The sequence below is a fragment of the Streptomyces sp. TLI_105 genome (genome assembly GCF_900105415.1).
Lineage (GTDB): Bacteria > Actinomycetota > Actinomycetes > Streptomycetales > Streptomycetaceae > Streptomyces.
Window position 1 is genome coordinate 2,006,148 of sequence record NZ_FNSM01000001.1, and the last position, 20,481, is coordinate 2,026,628.

Annotated in this window: 17 protein-coding genes; 3 read left to right on the forward strand and 14 right to left on the reverse strand. The window is 73.9% G+C overall.

The genetic code is table 11. The features are described 5' to 3' along the window. Nucleotides 1–178: 178 nt before the first annotated feature. The 8 genes from BLW86_RS09165 to BLW86_RS09200 form a co-directional block, all read right to left on the reverse strand. Complete coding sequence (locus BLW86_RS09165; RefSeq protein ID WP_093873565.1) at nt 179–1,846, reverse strand: hypothetical protein; 1,668 nt, start codon at nt 1,844–1,846, stop codon at nt 179–181. Beyond that, nucleotides 1,843–4,266: a hypothetical protein gene (locus BLW86_RS09170; protein ID WP_093873566.1), complete on the reverse strand. Its 2,424-nt coding sequence runs from the start codon at nt 4,264–4,266 to the stop codon at nt 1,843–1,845. The genes BLW86_RS09165 and BLW86_RS09170 overlap by 4 nt, the downstream gene beginning before the upstream one ends. Next, nucleotides 4,263–5,084, reverse strand: coding sequence for a nucleotidyl cyclase domain-containing protein (locus tag BLW86_RS09175; RefSeq protein WP_256341264.1), 822 nt, complete (start codon nt 5,082–5,084; stop codon nt 4,263–4,265). Before BLW86_RS09175 ends, BLW86_RS09170 begins: the two co-directional genes overlap by 4 nt. Before the next feature lie 86 nt (nt 5,085–5,170). Beyond that, nucleotides 5,171–5,899: a Crp/Fnr family transcriptional regulator gene (locus BLW86_RS09180; protein WP_093873568.1), complete on the reverse strand. Its 729-nt coding sequence runs from the start codon at nt 5,897–5,899 to the stop codon at nt 5,171–5,173. Between the two features lie 309 nt (nt 5,900–6,208). Next, the gene (locus BLW86_RS09185; protein ID WP_093873569.1) at nt 6,209–8,761 is read right to left on the reverse strand and encodes a polynucleotide kinase-phosphatase; all 2,553 of its coding nucleotides are present in this window, start codon (nt 8,759–8,761) and stop codon (nt 6,209–6,211) included. Further along, nucleotides 8,758–10,272 carry a 3' terminal RNA ribose 2'-O-methyltransferase Hen1 gene (locus tag BLW86_RS09190; protein ID WP_093873570.1) on the reverse strand — a complete coding sequence of 505 codons (1,515 nt, stop codon included), beginning with the start codon at nt 10,270–10,272 and terminating at the stop codon, nt 8,758–8,760. The genes BLW86_RS09185 and BLW86_RS09190 overlap by 4 nt, the downstream gene beginning before the upstream one ends. A gap of 237 nt (nt 10,273–10,509) precedes the next feature. After that, a complete protein-coding gene (mmuM, locus tag BLW86_RS09195; RefSeq protein ID WP_093873571.1) occupies nt 10,510–11,433 on the reverse strand; it encodes a homocysteine S-methyltransferase in 924 nt (307 codons plus the stop codon). A gap of 13 nt (nt 11,434–11,446) precedes the next feature. Then, nucleotides 11,447–12,370 carry an LLM class F420-dependent oxidoreductase gene (locus BLW86_RS09200; protein ID WP_093873572.1) on the reverse strand — a complete coding sequence of 308 codons (924 nt, stop codon included), beginning with the start codon at nt 12,368–12,370 and terminating at the stop codon, nt 11,447–11,449. A gap of 245 nt (nt 12,371–12,615) precedes the next feature. On the opposite strand from BLW86_RS09200, the gene BLW86_RS09205 reads away from it, so the two are divergent. Further along, nucleotides 12,616–12,933: a hypothetical protein gene (locus tag BLW86_RS09205; protein WP_093873573.1), complete on the forward strand. Its 318-nt coding sequence runs from the start codon at nt 12,616–12,618 to the stop codon at nt 12,931–12,933. A 44-nt stretch (nt 12,934–12,977) separates the two neighbouring features. Here the strand turns inward: BLW86_RS09205 and BLW86_RS09210 are convergent, their stop codons facing one another. The 6 genes from BLW86_RS09210 to BLW86_RS09235 form a co-directional block, all read right to left on the reverse strand. Then, nucleotides 12,978–13,466, reverse strand: coding sequence for a DUF6099 family protein (locus BLW86_RS09210; protein ID WP_093873574.1), 489 nt, complete (start codon nt 13,464–13,466; stop codon nt 12,978–12,980). Between the two features lie 126 nt (nt 13,467–13,592). Continuing rightward, the gene (locus tag BLW86_RS09215; RefSeq protein WP_093878583.1) at nt 13,593–13,988 is read right to left on the reverse strand and encodes a nucleotide pyrophosphohydrolase; all 396 of its coding nucleotides are present in this window, start codon (nt 13,986–13,988) and stop codon (nt 13,593–13,595) included. A 50-nt stretch (nt 13,989–14,038) separates the two neighbouring features. Continuing rightward, nucleotides 14,039–15,295 (reverse strand): AAA family ATPase, encoded by a 1,257-nt coding sequence (locus BLW86_RS09220; protein WP_371129465.1) that lies wholly within the window; start codon nt 15,293–15,295, stop codon nt 14,039–14,041. 433 nt (nt 15,296–15,728) lie between these two features. Continuing rightward, nucleotides 15,729–16,160: a cell division protein SepF gene (locus BLW86_RS09225; protein ID WP_093873575.1), complete on the reverse strand. Its 432-nt coding sequence runs from the start codon at nt 16,158–16,160 to the stop codon at nt 15,729–15,731. 84 nt (nt 16,161–16,244) lie between these two features. After that, entirely contained in the window at nt 16,245–16,727 is a 483-nt protein-coding gene (locus tag BLW86_RS09230) for a PaaI family thioesterase (RefSeq protein WP_093873576.1), read from the reverse strand. Continuing rightward, nucleotides 16,727–17,953: an aminotransferase-like domain-containing protein gene (locus tag BLW86_RS09235; protein WP_177181611.1), complete on the reverse strand. Its 1,227-nt coding sequence runs from the start codon at nt 17,951–17,953 to the stop codon at nt 16,727–16,729. Before BLW86_RS09235 ends, BLW86_RS09230 begins: the two co-directional genes overlap by 1 nt. Nucleotides 17,954–18,406: 453 nt before the next feature. Between BLW86_RS09235 and BLW86_RS09240 the strand changes: the two genes are divergently transcribed. Together BLW86_RS09240 and BLW86_RS09245 are read left to right on the forward strand one after the other, a co-directional pair. After that, the gene (locus BLW86_RS09240; RefSeq protein WP_177181612.1) at nt 18,407–19,126 is read left to right on the forward strand and encodes a Phenylacetic acid catabolic protein; all 720 of its coding nucleotides are present in this window, start codon (nt 18,407–18,409) and stop codon (nt 19,124–19,126) included. 221 nt (nt 19,127–19,347) lie between these two features. After that, nucleotides 19,348–20,463, forward strand: coding sequence for a radical SAM protein (locus tag BLW86_RS09245; RefSeq protein WP_093873577.1), 1,116 nt, complete (start codon nt 19,348–19,350; stop codon nt 20,461–20,463). Nucleotides 20,464–20,481: the final 18 nt, after the last annotated feature.

Below are 20,481 nucleotides of genomic sequence, written 5' to 3' on the forward strand. Positions count from 1 at the left end.
GCCGGGGGCCGGTCGGACCCGGGCGTGGAAGCCCGATCGCGTCCCGGGGCCGGGGGCCGGTCGGACCCGGGCGTGGAAGCCCGGTCGGGTCCCGGGGCCGGGGGCCGGTCGGACCCGGGCGTGGAAGCCCGGTCGGGTCCCGGGGCCGGGGGCCGGTCGGGGGCCTGGTCCGGGGTGCTCATTCGTCGTCCCAGTCGTCGAACTCGGAGCTGGGCCGGGTGGGCCCGGCACCCCGGCGCGGCCGGTCGCGGCCCTCGCGGTCGTACGGGTCGTCGCGGTCGTACCGGTCGTTGCGCTCGTAGGACTCCGGCTCGTACCGGTCGCGGCCGCCGTCGAACCCGTCGTCGTGACGGCCCCGCGACCGCCCCCGCCCCCCTTCCCTCTCCCGCTCCCGCGCGCGTTCGCGTTCCCGTTCGGAGCCCGACTCGACGCGGGTCGGCTCGTAGACCCGGGCGTCGCGCGGGGCGTCGCCGTGCTCCTCGTCCCCGCGCCCGCGCGGGGCGTCCCGGTGGTCCTCGTCCCAGTCCGGGTCGCTCGGCTCGGGGGAGGCCTCCTCCAGGGCGCGCCGGCGCCGCGAGGTGTCGCCCGAGGGGTTGAGGACCCGGTCGGTGATGCCGCCGAGGACGGTGCCGGTCTGGGACCGCAGGTACATGAGCACCTGGTACATCTGCTCGCCGATGTCGTGCCGTTCCAGGACGCCGGTGTCCAGGAGCCGGTTGAAGACCCTCAGGTAGTCGTCCTGGCCCTCGCGCCGCTCCCGCTGGAGCTGGGTGCGGATCTCCCACTGCTTGTCGGGGTGCATCGCCATGTGGTGGGCGATCTGGGCGAGGTCCCCGCGCCGGAAGAGGGCCTCCATCTCGCGGGCGCGCTCGGCGACCAGGGCGCGGTCCGCCGCCTCCCTGCGTCGCTCGGCCTCGGCGACGCGCTCGTCGGCCTCCATGGTGACGCCGACCCGGTCGCGCCGGGAGACCTCGGCCTTGACGGAGTCGTCGAGGTCGATGAAGACCAGGACCCGGGTCCGCAGCCCGATGTCCCGGCCGAAGCCGAGGCGCCCGGCGGCGAGTTCCTCGCGCACGGCCTCGTCGGCGCGCTGCGCCTCGGTGATCCGGAAGCGCCGGGAGAGCCTGCGCAGGCCGTCGAGCAGTTCGTCGTGGAGCAGCTCGGCGACGTCCTCGACCTGTTCCTGGACGACGAGGTGCGGGTCGGTCACCACCCACTGGACCTTGGCGACGGCGTCGAAGAAGACGCCGTCCCCGGCGGCCGGCAGCTGGAGCCGGAACTCGGTGACGTTGCGGCCGAGGCGTACCTCGAAGACGGTGTACGGGGAGCCGAACATGGGCTTGTTGACGTCCTCGGTGCGGTCCGGCCAGACCACCCGGTGGCCGCCGTTGCGGTAGAGGAGGACGGCGGCGACCCTGCCGCTCCGGCGGCGGTACGGGGGCGCGTACTCGCCGATGAGGGGGCCGCGCGCCCGTCCGGCGGCCGTGGCCCCGCCGGTGGCCGCCGGGCGCTGCCGCCCCGCGCCGCGCGCCTGTTCCGCCTCCTCGTCCCGCGCGCGGTCGAGGTCGAGGTCCGGGTCCTCGTCCGGGTCGCGGCCGCCGGGGTGCTGCCCGCCGTTCTGCCCCGCGTACCGCTGCCGTTCGCGGCCGTCCCGTCCGTCGTACCGCTGCCGCTCCCGCCGGTCCTGTCCGTCGTACCGCTGCCGTTCGCGGCCGTCCCGTCCCTCGTACCCCTGCCGCTCCCGGTCGTCCCGGCCCTGGTACCGCTGCCGCTCGTCGTGGTCCCGTTCGTCCCACCGCGCCCGCTCGTCCGGCCGCGCGTTCCTGTTCTGCTCGGGCCCGGTCATCGGTTCGCTCCTTCCGTCACGGCGTCCCACATCCGGCGCGCCGCGCTTCTGTCCAGGGGCCGGTCACGGTCCCGGACCAGTTCGTTCAGCAGTCCCCTGAGCCGGTCCCGGTCGCGGCGCTCCACCGCGAGGCGCGGCAGGAAGGCGCAGACGTGCCCGAGCGCCTCGGGGTCCTTCGCGGCGCGCCGGAGCAGGCCGCCGAGGGCTTCGAGGGCGGCCTCGCCGGAGCGGGCCGTGGCGAGCGTGTGCCGCAGCAGCCGCGCGAGTTCGGGCGCGAGGGCTGGCCGGGTCGCGAGCAGCGCGACGAACAGGGGGCGGGCCGCGTGCTCGTCGAGTTCGGGCACCTCGCGCAGCCCCCACAGATGGGTGGTCCGGGTGCCGAGCGCGCTGATGACGGCGAGGTGGACCAGGTTGGCGAGGTTGATCCGGCCGTCCTCGAGCCACTGGTGGAGCCGTCGGAGGACGGGTTCCGGTTCTCCGGAGGCGAGCAGCCGGGTCACGCTGAAGGAGGCGGGCACGAGCACGTCGCCGTCGGTGGGCTCGCACGTCCTGACGACCCGGGCGAGGGCGTCGAGCGAGCCGGACACGTCCCCGGCGGCCAGGACGAAGCCGTGGGCGAGCAGGGCGGTCCCCACGAGCGTGGAGTCGTCGGAGACGGCCCAGTCCTTGAGCACGGAGGCGACGGCCGGCCTGATCCGGGGATCGCGTGCGGACTCGGCGAGCGCGGTCGCGGCCGCCAGCCGGGTGACGGGCGCGTCCGTCACGGCGAGGGGCACGATCAGCTCCCGGAAGCCGTGGATCCAGTCCCAGGAGCAGAGCACGCCCGCGGCGACGGAGGCCCGCACCCAGACCTCCGCGCGCGGGTCGTCGCAGAGGGCGCGCAGCCAGCGCGCCACCGGCCCCCGGACGTTGTGGTAGCCGTGCCAGATCTCGCCGAGGACGGCGGCGGCGAGGGCCTCGCCCCGGAAGCGCACGGCCCGCACCGGCACCTTCGCCGGGCCGAGGTCCAGCTCCCCGTCCTCCAGGACGGCGCGCGCCCGCATGGGGCGGTGCTCGGCGTGCGCGCCGAACAGGCGGCGGCCGGGGGCCTGTTCGGGGTCGAGCGTGACGGCGAGTTCCCAGGCGAGGAGTTCGGCGGCCTCGGCGGCGAGGCTGTAGGCGGATCCGTCGAAGACGGCGACGGCGATCCGGAACGCTCCGGCGTTCAGGGCGGGGAGCGCCTCGGGGAGCACGCCGGGGCGGTCGGCGCCCGCGAACCACTCGCGGGCCTGGGCCGCCACGAAACCGGCGCACTCGGCGAGCAGTTGATCGTCCGTCATCTCACCGCGCCGGTGCCGGGCGAGGTGGTCGGCGAGCCGGGCGGCCTCGCGGGGCCGCAGCTCCTCCAGGCCGAGGGCCCGGACGACGTCGGGGCGCGCGGCGAGCGCCCGCGCGGCGCCGAGGGCCTCGGCGGGCTCCCCGCGCAGCCGTTCCCGCAGGTGCCTCCGGAGGACCTCGTCGGCGGGCGGCGGCGCGCAGTACATCCCGTACCGTCCGCGCAGCAGCCGGTCGGCCGGCTCGCCGCTCTCGACGAGGACGATGCCGTACGCGTCGCGGCTGCGCAGCAGCTCCCCGAAGCGGTCGAGGTGCAGTTCGGAGAGGCGGGTGGCGGGGCGCCGCGTGCCGCCGGCGCCGTCGCCAGGTCCGGAGCGGGGCCGTGACTCGCTCTCGTTCCTGACGTCCTCCGTGAGCAGCTCCATGAGGTGCCCGCCGCCCTCCTGGAGGGCCTCGCCCGTGATCTCGTCGACGCCGTGGCGGGGGTCGAGGCGGAAGACCTTGCCGCCGGTGACCTCGTCGAGGAGCGCGAGCGCGGTGGCCTTGCGACCGCTGCCGGGCTCTCCGCAGAGGACGAGGACCCGGTGGTCGCGGAGCCGTTCCTTCATCCGCTGGTAGCCGGCGATCTCGCAGTACACCTGGGCGAGATGGGCGAGCGTCTCGGGCGGGACGGGTCCCCGGACGAAGCGCGAGGAGTCGCCGAAGCCGTACACGGAGAAGAACTGGTTGCCTTCGAAGAAGGCTCCGTCGCCCTGGACGTGGGTGTGGCGGTCGCCCGCCCCGCTCGCCCAGGTGCGCAGCGCGCGGCGTGCCGTGGCGGCGCCTCCGGTGTCACCGCCGGCGAACGGGCCCCGGTCGGCGGACGCGAAGACGTTCGCCTCGCGCGGCTGCTCGCCGACGCCGTCGCCCCGCTCGCCGTCCCGGTCACCCCGGTCACCCCGGTCGCTCCGGTCGCCGCGACCGCCGCGGCCCCCTCGATCGCCCCGGTCGCCACCCCGGTCGTGCGCGTCCGCCCGGTCGCCCCGGCCGTCGTCGCCCCGGTCGTCCCGGGCGTGGCCGGAGTCGGGGGCGTCGGTCCCCGTCCCCGCCTCGTCCTGGTCGCTCACTCCGGCTCACCCGCCCCCGCCGCCGTGCCCTTGCGGATGCCCGTGAAGTCGCCGTGGAAGGTGTTGCCGTGGACGTCGACCACGTCTCCCCCGATGTGGTACGTGCGGTTCCCGCCTCCGGTCCGGGGCGTTGGGCCGTCCCCCCGCGACGGCCCAACGCCGGTCCGTGGACCCCGCTCCCGCTCCGGAGCCGGCGGCTCCCCCTCGGCTCCGGTCAGCGGCGGGGCGGTCCTGCGCGGGACGTGGAACCACGCGGTCTCGTCGGTCTCCTTGGACCGGATGCGGGCCGGCCGGTAGTGGGTCGGCTCGACGTACCGCCCGCCCTCGGCGACCACGTTCCCGTACAGCCAGTCGGAGACGACGACCAGGAGGTCGACCTCAGGGCTCTCCGCCATGATCCGCTTCGCGGGGGCGCTGTCGCAGAGCCGGGCGGCGAGGTCCACCGCCCGCCCGACGAGCCCGTGCCCGTCCTGGGCGACGAGCCCCGCGTTCATGCCGATCCGCAGCCGCAGGCGCCGGTTCCGGCCCGTGTTGTGGGCGCGCAGGCTCTCGTACAGGGTGTCGATCCAGCGTCCGACCATGAGCGTCGGCGGCACGTCGGGGCGCAGGGCGGCGAGGATGCCGTCCCCCCGGTCCTCCTGGTGGAAGGTGCCCGGTTCGACGCCGACGGAGCCGTACGCCTCGTCGAAGGCGGCGTACATCGCGGCCCGGTGCAGCTCCTTCTCGGCCATGCCCAGGGTTCCGGAGCCGCAGATGTCTCCGAAGACGACGAACCGGTGGATCCCGCCCGCTACCCCGTTCACTCCCGCACTGCTCACTCTCGGACTCCCTGTGTGTGGTGCCGTGGTGGTGCGTGTGTCACATGTCCAGACTGGCCGCCCGCAGCGGCCGGCGATGTAGCCGTTTACACACCCGGCGGAGATGCGGCCGCCGGGTTTCCGCCGGGGCGTGCGCGCCCCTGCGCGAGCAGCACCAGGACCGGCATGTCGAGGACGACGACGGTGCGGTTCGCGGTGCGGACGACGTCCTGTTCCCGGAGCAGGCGCAGCGCTTTGGCCACCGCCTCCCGGGTGGCTCCGATGGCCGCCGCCAGATCGTGCTGGGGCAGCGGAAGCTCCAGTACGGTCCCGCCGCCGTCGGCCCGCCGGCCGGCGCGCTCGGCCAGTTCGACGAGCCGGGCGGCGAGGCGCTGGAGGACGGTCTCGGAGGCGAGCGCGCGCCGCTCGACGTCGGCGCTGCGCAGCCGGGTGGCGAGCTGGCGCATGATCAGCGCGGTCGCGTGCGGCCGGGCGGCGAGGAAGCGCCGGAACCGGTCGCCGGAGACGGCCACCGCCTCGACCGTGCCGAGGGCGGTGACGCTGGCGCTGCGCGGGCCCCGGTCGACGGCGGCGAGGTCGCCGACGACCTCTCCGGCGCCGCGCAGGGCGAGGATGAGCCGCGATCCGCGCTCGGTGCCGACGGAGACGACGGACCAGCCGGAGAGGAGCGCGAGGACGTAGGCGCTGGTGTCGCGTTCGCGGATCATCACCTCCCCCGGCTCGTAGACGCGCCGGACGCCCTCGGCGAGCAGCGACCGCCGGTCGGCCGCGGTGAGGGCGTGGAGGAAGGAGCGGTCCTGGCCGAAGAGACTCATCGCCGCTCACCCCCGTACCGTCCGCGGGCCCTCCGGGGAAGACCGTCCGCCGGCGGCCGACCGGCGCTTTCGCGTGTGTGTTCCCACCTCATGTGGCGTGCTCCGCCACACTATTGACGCTGTGTCACGTCATGGGGTGAAGAACGCTAGAGGGTGCGGAAGAAACGCGTCAACGAGCACGGGGGGCGCAGGGGAGCGCCGCCGTCGGCACCCCTGCGCCCCCCGTGGAAGCGGCCCGGGGTGTGTTCGCGAAACCTTCGTGAAGGCTTCGCGAACACACCCCGGAATCCAGGCTTCGCAGCAACCCGGTCAGAGTCTCGGGTCGACCGGTTCCGACTCCAGGGCCAGGACCGCGAAGACTGCCTCGTGGACCCGCCAGAGCGGTTCGCCCGCGGCGAGCCGGTCGAGTGCCTCCAGGCCGAGCGCGTACTCGCGCAGCGCGAGCGACCGCTTGTGGCCGAGGAAACGCTGCCGCAGCCTCTCCAGGTTCTCCGGCCGGGTGTACTCGGGACCGTAGATGATCCGCAGGTACTCCCGGCCGCGCACCTTCACGCCCGGCTGCCCGAGCCGCCCCTTCGCGTCGCGGACGAGCGCCGCCAGCGGCTTGACGACCATGCCCTCGCCGCCCGCCCCGGTCAGCTCCAGCCACCAGTCGGTGCCCGCGCGGACCGAGGCCTCGTCGCCGGTGTCGACGACGAGCCGGCGGGTGACCTGGAGCAGCCCGGTCGGGTCGTGCTCGACGAGCCGGTCGAGCCAGGCCAGCTGCTCGTCGTGCGGCACCGCCGCGAGCGAGCGCCCGCGCGTCGCGAGCAGCTGGAAGGGCGCGAACCGCACGCCCTCCAGACCCTCGGTCGGCCAGCAGTACCTGCGGTACGCCTCGGTGAAGGCCGCCGCGTCCACGGCCCGCTCCCGCTGCCGGGCGAGCAGCCCGTCGATCCCCTCGACCCCGCGTCCCACCGCCCGCTCCAGGGCGTCGATCGCCCCGGGGAGGACGACGCCGGAAGCGGCGCCGACCGCGGCGTACTGCGCGCGCAGCAGCCCGGCGGACTTGAGCGACCACGGCATCAGCTCGCCGTCAAGCAGCAGCCAGTCCCCCGTGCCGGAGGCACCGTCGGACGCGGCGAGCTCGTCCCACAGGCCCGCCGCGCCGATCGCCGTCCGCAGTCGGCCGAGGACCTCCTCGGTGACGTCCTGATCGTCGAAGAAGGGCCGCCCGGTACGGGTGTACAGGGCACCGGTCACCCCGGTGACGCCGAAGTGCTCGCGGGCCGCCTCCTCGTCCCGGCAGACGAGGGCCACGGCCCGGGAGCCCATGTGCTTCTCCTCGCACACGACCCGCTCGACGCCGTCGGCCCGGTACTGGGCGAAGGCCTCGGCCGGGTGCTCCAGGTAGCCCTCCTCCTTCGAGGTCGCGGTGGGCGCCATCGTCGGCGGCAGGTAGGCGAGCAGTCGCGGGTCGACCGCGAACCGGCTCATGACCTCCAGGGCCGCCGCGGCGTTCTCCTCGCGCACGGCGACGTTCCCGAGGTGGCGGGTCTCCACGGTCCGCCGCCCGTGCACGTCCCCCAGGTCCAGGGGGCGCCCCTGGTGCCCGCCGGGCGCCTCGGTGGCGAGCGGCCGCGCCGGCTCGTACCAGACGCGCTCGGCCGGTACGTCGACGAGCTCGCGCTCCGGCCAGCGCAGCGCGGTCATCCTCCCGCCGAAGACGGCCCCGGTGTCGAGGCAGAGGGTGTTGTTGATCCAGGAGGTGCGGGGCACGGGGGTGTGTCCGTACACGACGGCGGCCCGGCCCCGGTACTCCTCCGCCCACGGATAGCGCACCGGCAGCCCGAACTCGTCGGTCTCACCCGTGGTGTCCCCGTACAGCGCGTGCGAGCGCACCCGCCCGGAGGTCCGGCCGTGGTACTTCTCCGGCAGACCGGCGTGGCAGACGACGAGGTTCCCGCCGTCGAGGACGTAGTGGCTGACGAGGCCGTCGATGAACTCCGCCACCTCCGCGCGGAACTCCTCGCTCTCGTGCCCCAACTGCTCGATGGTCTCGGCCAGTCCGTGCGTCTCCTGCACCTTCCGCCCCTTGAGCCACCGGCCGAGCTTGTTCTCGTGGTTGCCGGGGACGCACAGCGCGTCGCCCGCGGCGACCATCCCCATGACCCGGCGCAGGACGCCCGGCGAGTCGGGGCCCCGGTCGACGAGGTCGCCGACGAAGACGGCCGTCCGCCCCTCGGGGTGGTGTCCGTCGACGTAGCCGAGCTCGGCGAGCAGGGTCTCCAGCTCGGAGCGGCAGCCGTGGATGTCGCCGATGATGTCGAACGGGCCGGTGAGGTGCCGCAGGTCGTTGAAGCGACGCTCCAGGACGACCTCGGCCTCCTCGACCTCCTCCACGGAGCGCAGCACGTGCACCTTGCGGAAGCCCTCGCGCTCCAGGCCGCGCAGCGAACGGCGCAGCTCCCGCCGGTGGCGCTGGATGACGTGCGCCGGCATGTCCGCCCGGTCGGGCCGGGCGGCGTTCCGGGTGCGGCACACCTCCTCGGGGAGGTCGAGGACGATGGCGATCGGCAGCACGTCGTGCTCCCTGGCCAGCTGGACGAGCTGACGCCGGGCCTCCTGCTGCACGTTGGTGGCGTCGACGACGGTCAGCCGCCCCGCCGCCAGACGCTTGCCCGCGATGTAGTGGAGGACGTCGAAGGCGTCCTTGCTCGCGGACTGGTCGTTCTCGTCGTCGGCGACGAGCCCCCGGCAGAAGTCGGAGGAGACGACCTCGGTCGGCTTGAAGTGGCGCCGGGCGAAGGTGGACTTGCCGGAACCGGTGGCACCGACGAGCACCACGAGGGACAGATCGGTGACGGGCAGGGTGCGGGTCATGCTGTGACCTCCTTCAAGGTCTCGTCGGTACGGCTCTCGGTACGGCTCTCGCCACCGCTGTCGGCGCGGCTCCCGGTACGGCTGAAGACGGCCATCTGGGTCGGCGGCCCGACCTCCGGGTCGTCCGGTCCGACGGGGGCGAACTCGACCCCGTAGCCGTACTGCCCCGCGACGCCGGCCGCCCAGGCGCGGAACTCCTCGCGGGTCCACTCGAAGCGGTGGTCGCCGTGCCGGACGTGCCCGGCCGGAAGTGACTCCCAGCGCACGTTGTACTCGACGTTCGGCGTGGTCACGACGACCGTACGGGGCCGGGCCGAGCCGAACACCGCGTACTCCAGGGCCGGCAGCCTCGGCAGGTCCAGGTGCTCGATCACCTCGCTGAGCACGGCCGCGTCATAGCCCGCGAGCCGCTTGTCGGTGTACGCGAGGGAGCCCTGCGTCAGCTTCACCCGGGCGGCCTGCCGCTCCCCCATCCGGTCGAGCCGAAGCCGGCGCGCGGCGACGCCCAGGGCCCGCGCGGACACGTCCACGCCGACGATCTCGGTGAAGCGCGGGTCCTTGAGCAGGGCCTGCACCAACTGTCCCTGCCCACAGCCGAGGTCGAGCACGCGCGTCGCGCCGGCGCTCCTCAGCGCGGCGAGGATCGCCTCCCGTCGCTGCTCGGCGAGCGGCACCGGACGCTCCTCCGTGTCGGTGGTCTCGTCGACGGCGTTGTCGACGTCCTCGACGTCCAGGCCCTCGGCCTCGGCGAGCCGCACCAGTTCGAGCCGCTCCGTCGCCGCGCGGGCCAGACCCCAGCGGCGCGAGAGATAGCGGGCGGTGATCAGCTTCCGCTCGGGGTGACCGGCCAGCCAGCCGTCACCGGCGCGCAGCAGCTTGTCGACCTCGTCGGGCGCGACCCAGTAGTGCTTGGCGTCGTCGAGGACCGGCAGCAGGACGTACAGCTGGTTGAGGGCGTCCGCGAGCCGCAGCTCGCCCTCCAGGACCAGCCGCACGTACCGCGAGTCGCCCCACTCGGGGAACTCCCCGTCCAGCGCCACCGGTTCGGCCTCCACCGTCTCCCAGCCCAGCGGCCCGAACAGCGCCCGCACCAGCTCCGCGCCGCCCCGGGCGGGGAGCACGGGGACCTCGACGCGCAGCGGCAGCGGCTCGGCGGCCCGCTCGGGCATCGCCTTGCACTCGCCGTGCAGCGCGGTCTTGAAGACCCTGGCGAGCGCGACGGCCAGCAGCGAGGACGCCGCGTAGGGCCGGTCGTTGACGTACTGCGCGAGCGCCGAGTCCGGGGCGCCGCCCCGGCCCTTGCCCTTGCCGCGGCGCACCAGCGCCACGGGGTCCACCTCCAGGAGGAGTGCCGCCGTGCACCGCTCGGCACTCGCCTCGGGGTAGAGGACATGCGCCGTGCCGTACGAGGTCGAGAACGCCTGCGCCCGCTCGGGATGCTTGTGCAGCAGAAAACCGAGATCGGTCGCGGGTCGCTCCGGGTTGCCGTAGGTACTGATCGTCAGGAACACACGCTCGAGTATGGGCGCCCCCCGCCCCACCGACCAGGCATTTTCCGACCGCCACCACTTGACGGCGCCCGGCCGGACGCCGGGGTCCGGGCGTTCCCGGACCGGGCAGCCGGTCCGGACAACCAAGTCCAGGCGGCCCGGTCCGGGCGTCCCGATCCGGGCGACCCGATCCGGGCCAGGCGACCCGGGCCAGGCAGCCCATGCACCGGCGCGCGAGGCCGGGCGCCGGGCCGCGCATCAGTCGGCGTCGGCGTCGTTCCCCTCCGACAGAGCGTCGGCGAGTGCGGCGATCGTCTTCGGGCCGACGCGGCAGCAGCCGCCGACGAGGCGGGCTCCCGCTCCGGTCCAGGCGACGGCCCGGGCCGGGTCGAAGGCCGTGTCCCCGCGCCAGCCCCGCGCCCGGGCGTCCCACCGCTCCCCGCTGTTCGGGTAGACGACGGCCGGCTTCCCGGTCACGGCCACGGCGAGCTCCACGGCGGCCCCCGCCTCGGCCGGGTCGCAGCAATTCACCCCGACCGCCACGACCTGGTCGTTCCCCGCGGCGACCGCGAAGGCCTCCGCCAGGTCCTGCCCGGCCCGGGTCCGCCCGCCCGCGACCGTGTACGACAGCCAGACCGGCACCCCGCACCCCTCGGCCGCCCGCAGCAGCGCCTCGGCCTCCTCCGCGTCCGGAACCGTCTCCAGGGCCAGGACGTCCGGCTCCGCCCCGGCGAGCACTTCGATCCGCGGCCGGTGGAACCTCTCCAGCGCCCCCACGGACAAGCCGTACCGTCCCCGGTACTCGCTGCCGTCCGCCAGCATCGCCCCGTACGGCCCGACGGACGCGGCGACCCACACCTCCTCCTCCCCTGCCTCCGCCGCCGTCCGGGCGAGTTCCACGCTCCGGCCGAGCAGCCGCGTCGCCTCCTCCCTGCCCGCGCCCCGCCGGGCGAAGCCCTCGAACGTGGCCTGATAGCTGGAGGTGATCAGCACCCGCGCGCCGGCCCGCACGTACGCCGTGTGGGCCGCCTCGATCTGCTCGGGCCCGTCGGCGAGGAGCCGCGCGGACCAGAGCGCGTCCGAGAGGTCGCAGCCCTGCGCCTCCAACTGGTTGGACAGCCCGCCGTCGAGGACGAGCACCCCCTCGCCGAGGGCTTCGGCGAGCGTACGGTCCGGTCTCATCGCGTCACCCCGCTCACGCCAGCTGCGACTGGACTTGGGCGGAGATCAGCTCCAGGTGGTCGAGGTCCTCCAGGTCCAGGACCTGGAGGTAGACCCGGGAGGAGCCGATCGCCGCGTACTGCCCGAGCTTGTCGACGACCTCGGCGGGCGAACCCGCCAGCCCGTTCGCCTTGAGCTCGTCCACGTCCCGGCCGATGGCGGCGGCCCGGCGGGCCACCTCGGCGTCGTCCTTGCCGACGCAGACGACCAGCGCGTTCGAGTACACCAGGTCGTCGGCCGGCCTTCCGGCCGCCTCGGCGGCGGCCCGGACCCGGCCGAACTGCCGCTCGCTGTCCTCCACGGACGCGAACGGGATGTTGAACTCGTCCGCGTACCGCGCGGCCAGCCTCGGCGTCCGGCTCGCGCCGTGCCCGCCGATCAGCACCGGGACCCTGGCCTGGGCCGGCTTGGGGAGCGCGGGCGAGTCGGTGAGCCGGTAGTACTCGCCGGAGTGGCTGAAGGTCTTCCCGACCTCGGTCTCCCACAGGCCCGTGATGATCGCCAGCTGTTCTTCCAGGCGGCCGAACCTCTCCTTCGGGAAGGGGATGCCGTAGGCCCGGTGCTCCTCCTCGAACCAGCCGGCGCCCAGGCCGAGCTCGACCCGACCGCCGGACATCCGGTCCACCTGGGCGACCTGGATGGCGAGAACCCCCGGGAGCCGGAAGGTGCCGGCCGTCATCAGCGTGCCGAGCCGGATCCGCTTCGTCTCCCTGGCCAGGCCCGCCAGGGTGATCCAGGCGTCCGTCGGACCGGGCAGCCCGTCGCCGGACCCCATGGCGAGATAGTGGTCGGAGCGGAAGAAGGCGTCGAACCCGAGCTCCTCGGTGGCCCGTGCCACCGCGAGGAGGGTGTCGTAGTCGGCCCCCTGCTGGGGTTCGGTGAAAATGCGAAGATCCATGCCTCCATCCTGCACCGCCGGGTGCGTGTCAACCTCGCCGTCAGCTCATCGGCCGCACCGGCTCGGTCGAGTGAATATCCGGCCTCCTGGCGGGCCGCGTCCGCCCTGGCCAGTGACCGGGGCGCGGCACCCGTCGTTGGCTCGGGCGGAGCCGGACCGCCCGGCCCGCGTGCCGGCGGCCGCTGCCGGTGCGTCTCTCTCGTGGCCCCGTCCTCGGCGGCGGGGCCCGGGCCGAGGAGGCCGCCATGTCCCAGGAAGCCGCGCCGGAGCGGGCCGTACCCGAACAGCCGGTGTCGCAGTCCGTGCCCGAGCAGAAGGGTGCCGGCGCCCCCAAGGGCCTGCTCCAGCAGATGGAGGAGCTGATGGCCGCGCTCTCCGCCGACCTCTCCCAGCTGGACGCCGACCTCCAGTCCACGTCCGACCGCCTCACCCCCGACCCCGAGCCGCGACCTCGGCCGCAGCCCCAGAACCAGCCGCAGCCCCAGGACCAGGACCGGCCGAAGCCGCAGTCCCGGTCCCAGGAGCAGACCCGGCACGAGCGCCCCGGCACCGGCCGGCACTGACCCGAGCAGCAGCACCGCGAGGAACAGCAGCTCCCCGCGCACTCCTACCACGACGGGCCCCGCCCCGGGCCCGCTCGGCCTCGGGCGGGGTCGGGCGGGCGGGCGCGCTCCCCGTCGCGCACGGCAAGGCGCCGCAGCATCCCGCGCACCCGGTCGCTCGACTCGTCGGCGGCGTCGATCGCCTCGATGCACTGCCAGTAGAGCCCCTCCTCGTCGGTGGCGCAGGCCACTCCCACGAGCGCGATCCCCACCTCCCCGAGAAGCTCCCCCAGCGCGGTCAACGCCCCCCAGGGGTCCGCGACTTCGGTCAGCTGGGCCGCGCGCGGCCCGCCGGACCCCCAGGTGGGGTGCTCCCCGGCCTCACTCAGTCCCCGTGCCTCGCCGCGCAGCTCCAGCGGTCCGCAGAGCGCGAGGTGACTCCCTATCGCCTGGGCGAGCGCCTGGGCCTGCCAGGCCTCCGCCACGATGTCCTGTGCCGTGCCGCTCTCCGCCAGCGCGTGCCGGCCGAGCGCGACGAGTCGCTCCGCTTCCATCAACGCCGCCCCCGTTCGTACGACTTACTGCCCACTCACTCCACTACCCAGAGTGAGGCCGCCTGAGCCTCGACGCCAGAGGAAATCGGAAATCTGGGGACAGGAGGCCGGACGGGGACAAGTCGATCACTCCGAAGAGTGACGATCTTTCCTCAAGTCGACATCCGTCGTTCCGCTTTCACTCCCTCCGCCCCGCTTCCTGACGGGAAATCGGACCTCGTTCCGGTCGATCTTGGCCGCGAGCGCCGCCAGCGGATCCACCCCGAGCACCTGACAGAACTGCAGGAGGTAGGCGAGCACGTCCGCCACCTCGTCGGCGACCCGGTGCGCCGCGTCCGGGTCGTCCATCACCCGCTCCGCCTGCTCCGGCGTCAACCACTGGAAGATCTCCAGGAGTTCGGCCGCCTCCACGCTGAGGGCCGCGGCCAGGTTCTTGGGCGTGTGGTAGGGCTGCCAGTCGCGGGCCGCCGCGAACTCGGCCAGCCTGCGCTGCAGCCCCGCCACGTCGTTGTCGTCCGTCACGTCGTTGTCGTCCGTCACGTCGTTGTCGTCCGTCACGTCGTTGTTGTCCGTCACCCCCTCAGGTCTACCACCGTCACTCCGGGCGTCCGCCGCGCCTCTCCCGCCGCCCGCTCCCCCACGGCGCCCGCCACCCGGATGTGTCCATCGGCGGCGATGCCCGTCGCGAGCCGGAGGAGTTCGCCCACCTGGCGCCCGTCGAGCCCCCGGTCCAGGCCGTCGGCGAGCAGCGTCAGGCTCTGCATGGCGTCCGGCACCTCGGCGATCCGGTCCATCTCCAGGACTCCGGGGCCGGTGAGCAGCGTGAGGGCGAGGGCCAGGTAGCGGAGTTCACCGTCGCCGAGGCGGCCGAGCGGGGTCACGGGCCGGCCGCCGCGTTCGAGGACGGCGCGGACGGTGCCCCCCGGGAGCTCCTGCACGCCGACTCCGGTGACCGGTCCCGCGCAGCCCGCTCCGGCGACGGCGGCCAGGCGGTGGTGCCGGCGCGGGCAGTCCGTGTGGGTGCGGTGCAGGACCTCGGCGAGATTGCCGCAGCCACGCCGCAGCCGCCCCTCGCCCGGCGGCACGGGGGCCCGCATCCGCTCGGGCCGGGGGTCGCAGGCGAAGGCGGACCGCAGACCGATGACCACCTGCTCGGCGGCGGCCAGGACCTCCCGCTGCCCCTGGGTCTTGCCCGCGACCCGCAGCGGCAGCAGGGCCGTGCCGAGCAGGTCGTCGGGGAACGGGGCGCGGGTGACGGGGGTGGCGCCGGCCGTGTGCCACTCGGCCTGCACGGTGCTGCGGCCGGGGTCGCGGAGCGCGGTGGCGAGCAGGGTGCGGCCCCGGCCGGTGAGCCGTTCGCCGACGATCCGGAGCCGGGGCTCGGCCTGCACGGCGAGGTCCAGGTGGACGGGGCCTTCGGGGCCGTCCACCGTGCAGCCGATCCGGAAGCCGCGCCGGCCCTGGGCGTCGGGCCGGGCGCGCTCGGGGACGCAGTCGGCGGCGTCGGGGAACACCTCGTCGAGCGGGTCGCCCGCGCCGAGCCTGGCCAGGGCCTCGTACGCCCGCAGGGCGGTGGACTTGCCGCTGCCGCTGGGCCCGGTGAAGAGGGTGACCCGTCCGAGCGCGTGCACGGCGGAACGGTGGCCGGCGAACGCGGACAGCCGCAGCTCGGTGACGGCGGGCCGGGCGACGAGCGGCCCGCCCCGACCCTCCGCCGCGACCCGATCCTCCGCCGCGACCCGGCCCTCCGCCGCGACCGGGCCCCGCGCCCCGGGGACGGAGGCACGGGGCCCCGAGGCGCGGTGTCCCGGAGCACGGGGACCCGACACGCGGGGTTCCGAGGCGCCGGGCCCCGAGCCCCGGACCCTCGAAGCGCCGGGTCCCGAGACACCGGCCCCCGAAGCGCGGGCAGCGGAAGCGGGCGCGTCGGAAGACGAGCCGACCGAAGAGCCGACCGCGGGGATGCCTGCGGCGGGGTTGCCTGCCGCGGGGGCACCGACCACGGGCGTACCGACCGGCGGAAGATCGACCGGCGGAAGGTCGACCGGCGCAGGACCGGCCGTGGGCGAACTGTCCGAGGCAGGGCCGGCCACGGGCGAGCCGGCCGAGGCGGAGTCGACCGCTGACGGGTGAGCCGGGGAAGGAACGACGTCGGAGGAGCGGGCGTCTGACGTGCGGGCGAGCGTGGAGCCGCCGGTGAGGTCCATGCCCGGACCGTACGCAGATCATTCCCTGACGAACCGTTACGGCGAGATGACCTTCCTACGATCGGGGGACGCCGGCGGTCCGGCCGCCCACGACGTCCTCCTCGTCCTCGCCCTCCGCGCCCTCGACCTCCGTACCGGCCGGGGCCAGCAGGAAGACGTTCCGGTCGACGCGGTGCATCCCGCTGCCGAGGCCGAAGACGACGCCGCTGCTGAAATCGAGGATCCGCTTGGCGACCTCGGTGTCGGCGCTCGTCAGGTCGAGCAGCACCGGGATCTGGGCGATGAGGTACTCGGCGACCTCACGGGCGTCGGCGAAGACCTGCACGCGGAGCACGACCATGCGGCGGTGCTCGGCGGATTCGTACTGCTCGGGGATCGTGCGGTGGTCGACCCTGGACGGCCATTCGTCACGGCCGCGCAGGGGCACGACCTGCGCGAGGCCCTCCCACTGCTCGTCGGTGACGTCGTACCTCTCGTACCTACTCATGGGCCCATCCTCCCGCTCCTCACCCGTTCGGCCCAACAACGACACGAGGTGATGACCCGGGGCCGGTCGCCGCCCGGCTCCGGGTCAGCCGGTCCCCTGACCTGCGGGCGTCGGCGGGACGGAGTACGTGACGGTGGCGGAGGCGGCCAGATCGCCCGCCTCGTCCCTGAGTTCGGCGAGGACCACGCAGAGACGCCGGCCGAACTTGGCCATGCGCGCGTGCGTCCGGAGCAGTCCGGGCCGGGGGCGGTTGAGGTAGCTGATCTGGAGCGAGGTGGTGAGCGCCATCGGCGTGGGGCGTCCGAGCCGGGCGTTGACGAGGAGGAAGGCGGCGAGGTCGACGAGCCCGGCCTGTTCGGGGCCGGAGATCGTGCCGCCGGGCCGGGTGCGGAGGCGGGCCCCGTCCGCCTCCATGAGCAGGTGCGTCCCGCTCGCGTCGGTGACGCGGCAGGCCGCGTAGTCCGGGAACTGCCGCTGGACGAGCGCGTTCAGCTCGTCCGGCGACAGCGTTCCGGCGCCCGGAGAAGGCACCTGCGTACGGGCCGTGGGGCTCCCTGCGTTCGTCATCAGACGAAGCTCTTCGCCAGTCGGCGGAGGCCTTCCCTGATCTCTTCGGCCGAGTGCGTCGTGAACGACAGCCGCATCGCGCCCGGGTCCGGCTCGCCGCAGAAGAACGGCGCCCCCGGCACGTACGCCACCTCGTGGCCGACGGCGGTCTTCAGGAGGGCCGTCGCGTCGTGGCCCGCGGGGAGGGTCACCCAGATGAACATGCCGCCCTCCGGCCTGTTCCACCGGCTGCCCTCGGGCAGGGCGCCCGACAGGCCTTCGAGCATCGCGTCCCTGCGCTCCTGGTAGGCGGCGCGCATCACGGCGACGTGGGCGTCGAGGTCGCTGTCGCGCAGATAGCGCGCGGCCGCGGCCTGGTCGATGGTCGAGGTGTGCAGGTCGGCGGCCTGCTTGGCGATCACACAGGCGCGCCGCAGCCCGGCTGGGGCGCGCAGGTAGCCGAGCCGGAGACCGGGGGCCATCACCTTGGAGAAGGAGCCGAGCAGGACCGTGCGGTCGGCCGCGGCGGGGTCGGCGGCGATGCAGGGCACGCGCTCGCCGTCGTAGCGCAGTTCGCCGTACGGGTCGTCCTCGATGATCCAGAATCCGTGCCGCGCGGCGGCCTCGGCGACGGCGTGGCGGCGCTCGGCGGGGAGCGTGCGGCCGGTGGGGTTCTGGAAGGTGGGGACGATGTAGAGGAGGGTGGCCTTCTCGCGGGCCGCGATCTCCTCCAGGGCCTCGGGGATGATCCCCTGGTCGTCGGTGGGGACGGGGACGACGCGGGCGCCCGCGAAACCGAAGGTCTGCAGGGCGGCCAGGTAGCAGGGGTCCTCGACGAGGACGACGCTGCCCGGTTCGACGAGCGCGGTGGTGAGGAGCGTGAGGGCCTGCTGCGAGCCGGTGGTGACGAGCAGGTCGTCGGCGTCCGTGGGCAGTTCGCGCGCGGTGAGCCGGTCGGCGATGGCGGTGCGGAGGTCCGGGTCGCCCTCGGTCGTGGAGTACTGGAGGGCGTGCTGCGGGTTCTCCGCGAGGACCCGGTCGTACGCCGCGCGGATCCCGGCGATGTCGAACAGCTCGGGGGCGGGCAGGCCTCCGGCGAACGAGATCACCTCGGGCCGTGCCGTGAGCGCCAGGATCTCCCGTACCGGCGACGAGCCGACGTTGGCCAGCCGGGAGGCGGTGGCCGGCGCGGGCACGGAGGAGGTGGAGGGGGTGGCGTTCGCGGGCGCGGAGGCGGCAGAAAGCATGGCGCCAGCATATAGAGATTCAAGGCGGTGTCCAGGTCGTTCGATTGCCGTCGGACGTGGCCGAGTTGACACTCTTCGGGGGCCCGCACATGACGAATTCCCGCTCCGTCAGGGGCTTGCTCCGGACTTGCACCGGACCCGATTCGGCCACTCTGCGGGCCGTGGAAATCCGGCCGCGGGCGGCGAATTCGGAGGATCGGCCTCCCCCTTCCTTTCTCGCTGGTCGACACCGGAAAAGGCGGCCGGGGCGATCTTCGTCCGCCTTGTCCGACGCGCCGCAGACGGTTCTTGATCGGGTTCTCCGCACGACGTGGACGACTCGGGGAAATCAGCCATTCCGGTCCCCGGTCTCGTTGATGGACGGCTGTGCCGTGGATAGCGTTCGACCGCTCCACCACCGCGATGTCAGCGGTCTTTCGGGTCAAGTCGAACGAGCGAGGCGAGTGGATCACCATGGCATCTTCCGTTCCCGTCGACGAGGCAGTCGTCGTCCGCACCCCCGAGGAATTCCTCGCCATGCCCGAGGACTACCGCGAGATCGCCGTACGGGGAATGATCGTCAACACCGAGGGCGAACTGTCCGGCGCCGACGACTACATCCAGGTGTTCCTGCCGCTCGCGCCGAACGCCGAGGAACGGCAGGTGTGCGCCGAACGCGCCGTCGAGGAGTACGACCACTACAAGATCGGCAAGAGGATCCTGGCCGACATCGGCGTGGACACCGGATACATGGAGCAGCAGCGGCTCGCCGACCGTGATCTCTTCGCCGGCCACGAGTTCCACACCTGCACCACCTGGGCGGAGCGCGGAATCTTCTCGTACATCGGCGAGGAGACCGCGATGGTGATGATCTCCGAATTCGCGCAGAGCAGTTACAAGCCGTGGGCCGAGGCGGTGCGCACGATCATTCTCGACGAGAAGGTGCACATCGCGCACGGAGCGCGGGTCTGCCGGAATCTCGCCCGCACCGAGGAAGGCCGCGAGGAACTCCAGCAGGGCCTCGACCGATTGTGGCCGGGATTCAACCGGATCTTCGGCAGCGCGCGTTCGGAGAGGTCGAAGCTCGCGGTCCGCTTCGGTCTCCGGCAGACCACCAACGGGGAGGCGCGGGACATCTGGCGGGCGAAGGTCACCCCGCGGATCGAGAACCTCGGCCTGAAGGTCCCCGAGTAGCCCGGTACGGCCAGGAAGCCCGTACGCCGTGCGGCCAGGAAGCCCGTACGCCGTGCGGCGAGGCGCCCGTACGCCGCCCAGCCCCCGGTACGACCAGGAGCCCGTACGCCACCCAGCCCCCGTACGGCCGAGAACCCGTACGCCGTCCGACCCCGTACGGCCAGAGAGCGCGAGCGCGAGAGAGACACCGAGCAGCAGTCCGACCGAGGAGTCCGCAGCCCATGGCCACCCCCCTGACCATCACCCCGCGCCCGCTCGGCCGCCGCGAGGCGAAGGAGCGCACCGCCGCCCTCCTGGCCGAACGTCCCGATCTCGCCGAGCGCCTGCACAGGCTGCGCCGACTCGGCCGGGAGGTGCGCTCGTGCGAGGTCCACCTCACCAACACCTGCAACATCCGCTGCAAGGGCTGCTGGTACTTCGAGGGCGGCTTCGACACGGCCGTGCGCGAGCTCTCGGACGTCGACAAGATCCGCTCCTTCGCCCGCCGGCTGCGGGACGAGGGGGTCAACCAGGCCACCCTGATCGGCGGTGAGCCGACCCTGGTGCTGCGCCGGGTGGAGGCCTTCGTCGAGGAGCTGCCGTACATCACGATCTCGACCAACGGTCTGCGTCCGATGCCCGTGCAGGGCTTCGAGCACATCGCCGTGGCCGTCAGCATCTTCGGCGGCGGGCCGCTCGACGACGACCTGCGGGCCATCCGGGTCAACGGCTCGAAGTTCACCGGCCTGTTCGACACGGCGCTCTCGCACTACAAGGACGACCCGCGCGTCCTGTTCATCTTCGCGCTCTCCGAGGCCGGGCTGCCGTACCTCGAACCGACCGTGCGCAAGATCGCCGAGAACGGCAACATCGTCACCTTCAACTTCTACAGCGAGCACGGCTCGGACAACCCGATCCAGATCGAGAACGAGCGCCGCGTCCTCGAGGAGGCCCTGCGGGTCAGGGAGGCGTATCCCGAGGCCGTGGTCAGCCACCCGTACTTCATCCGCAGCCTCATCACCGGCACCTCGCACTGGGGGGCGCGCTTCGGGTACGACGTCTGCCCGAGCCTCAGCGTCGACCACCCCGACCACGAGGAGCGGGTCGCCAACGGCAACCCGGTGATCCCGGGCTTCGCCGCCTGGGGCGCCGACTACGAGTCGCTGCAGTTCTGCTGCACGTCCGGGGACTGCGGCGGCTGCCGCGACAGCCAGGCCGTCTACAGCTGGCTGGTGGTCAGCGCCTCCCGCTTCCTGGACAGCGCCGCGCGCCTGGAGGAGTGGGTGGACATCGCGGAGAGCTACTGGCGCCAGTGGCACTGGTCCCCGTACCACGCCTCGAAGCTCGCCACCCCCTGATCGCAGCCCTGATCCCCA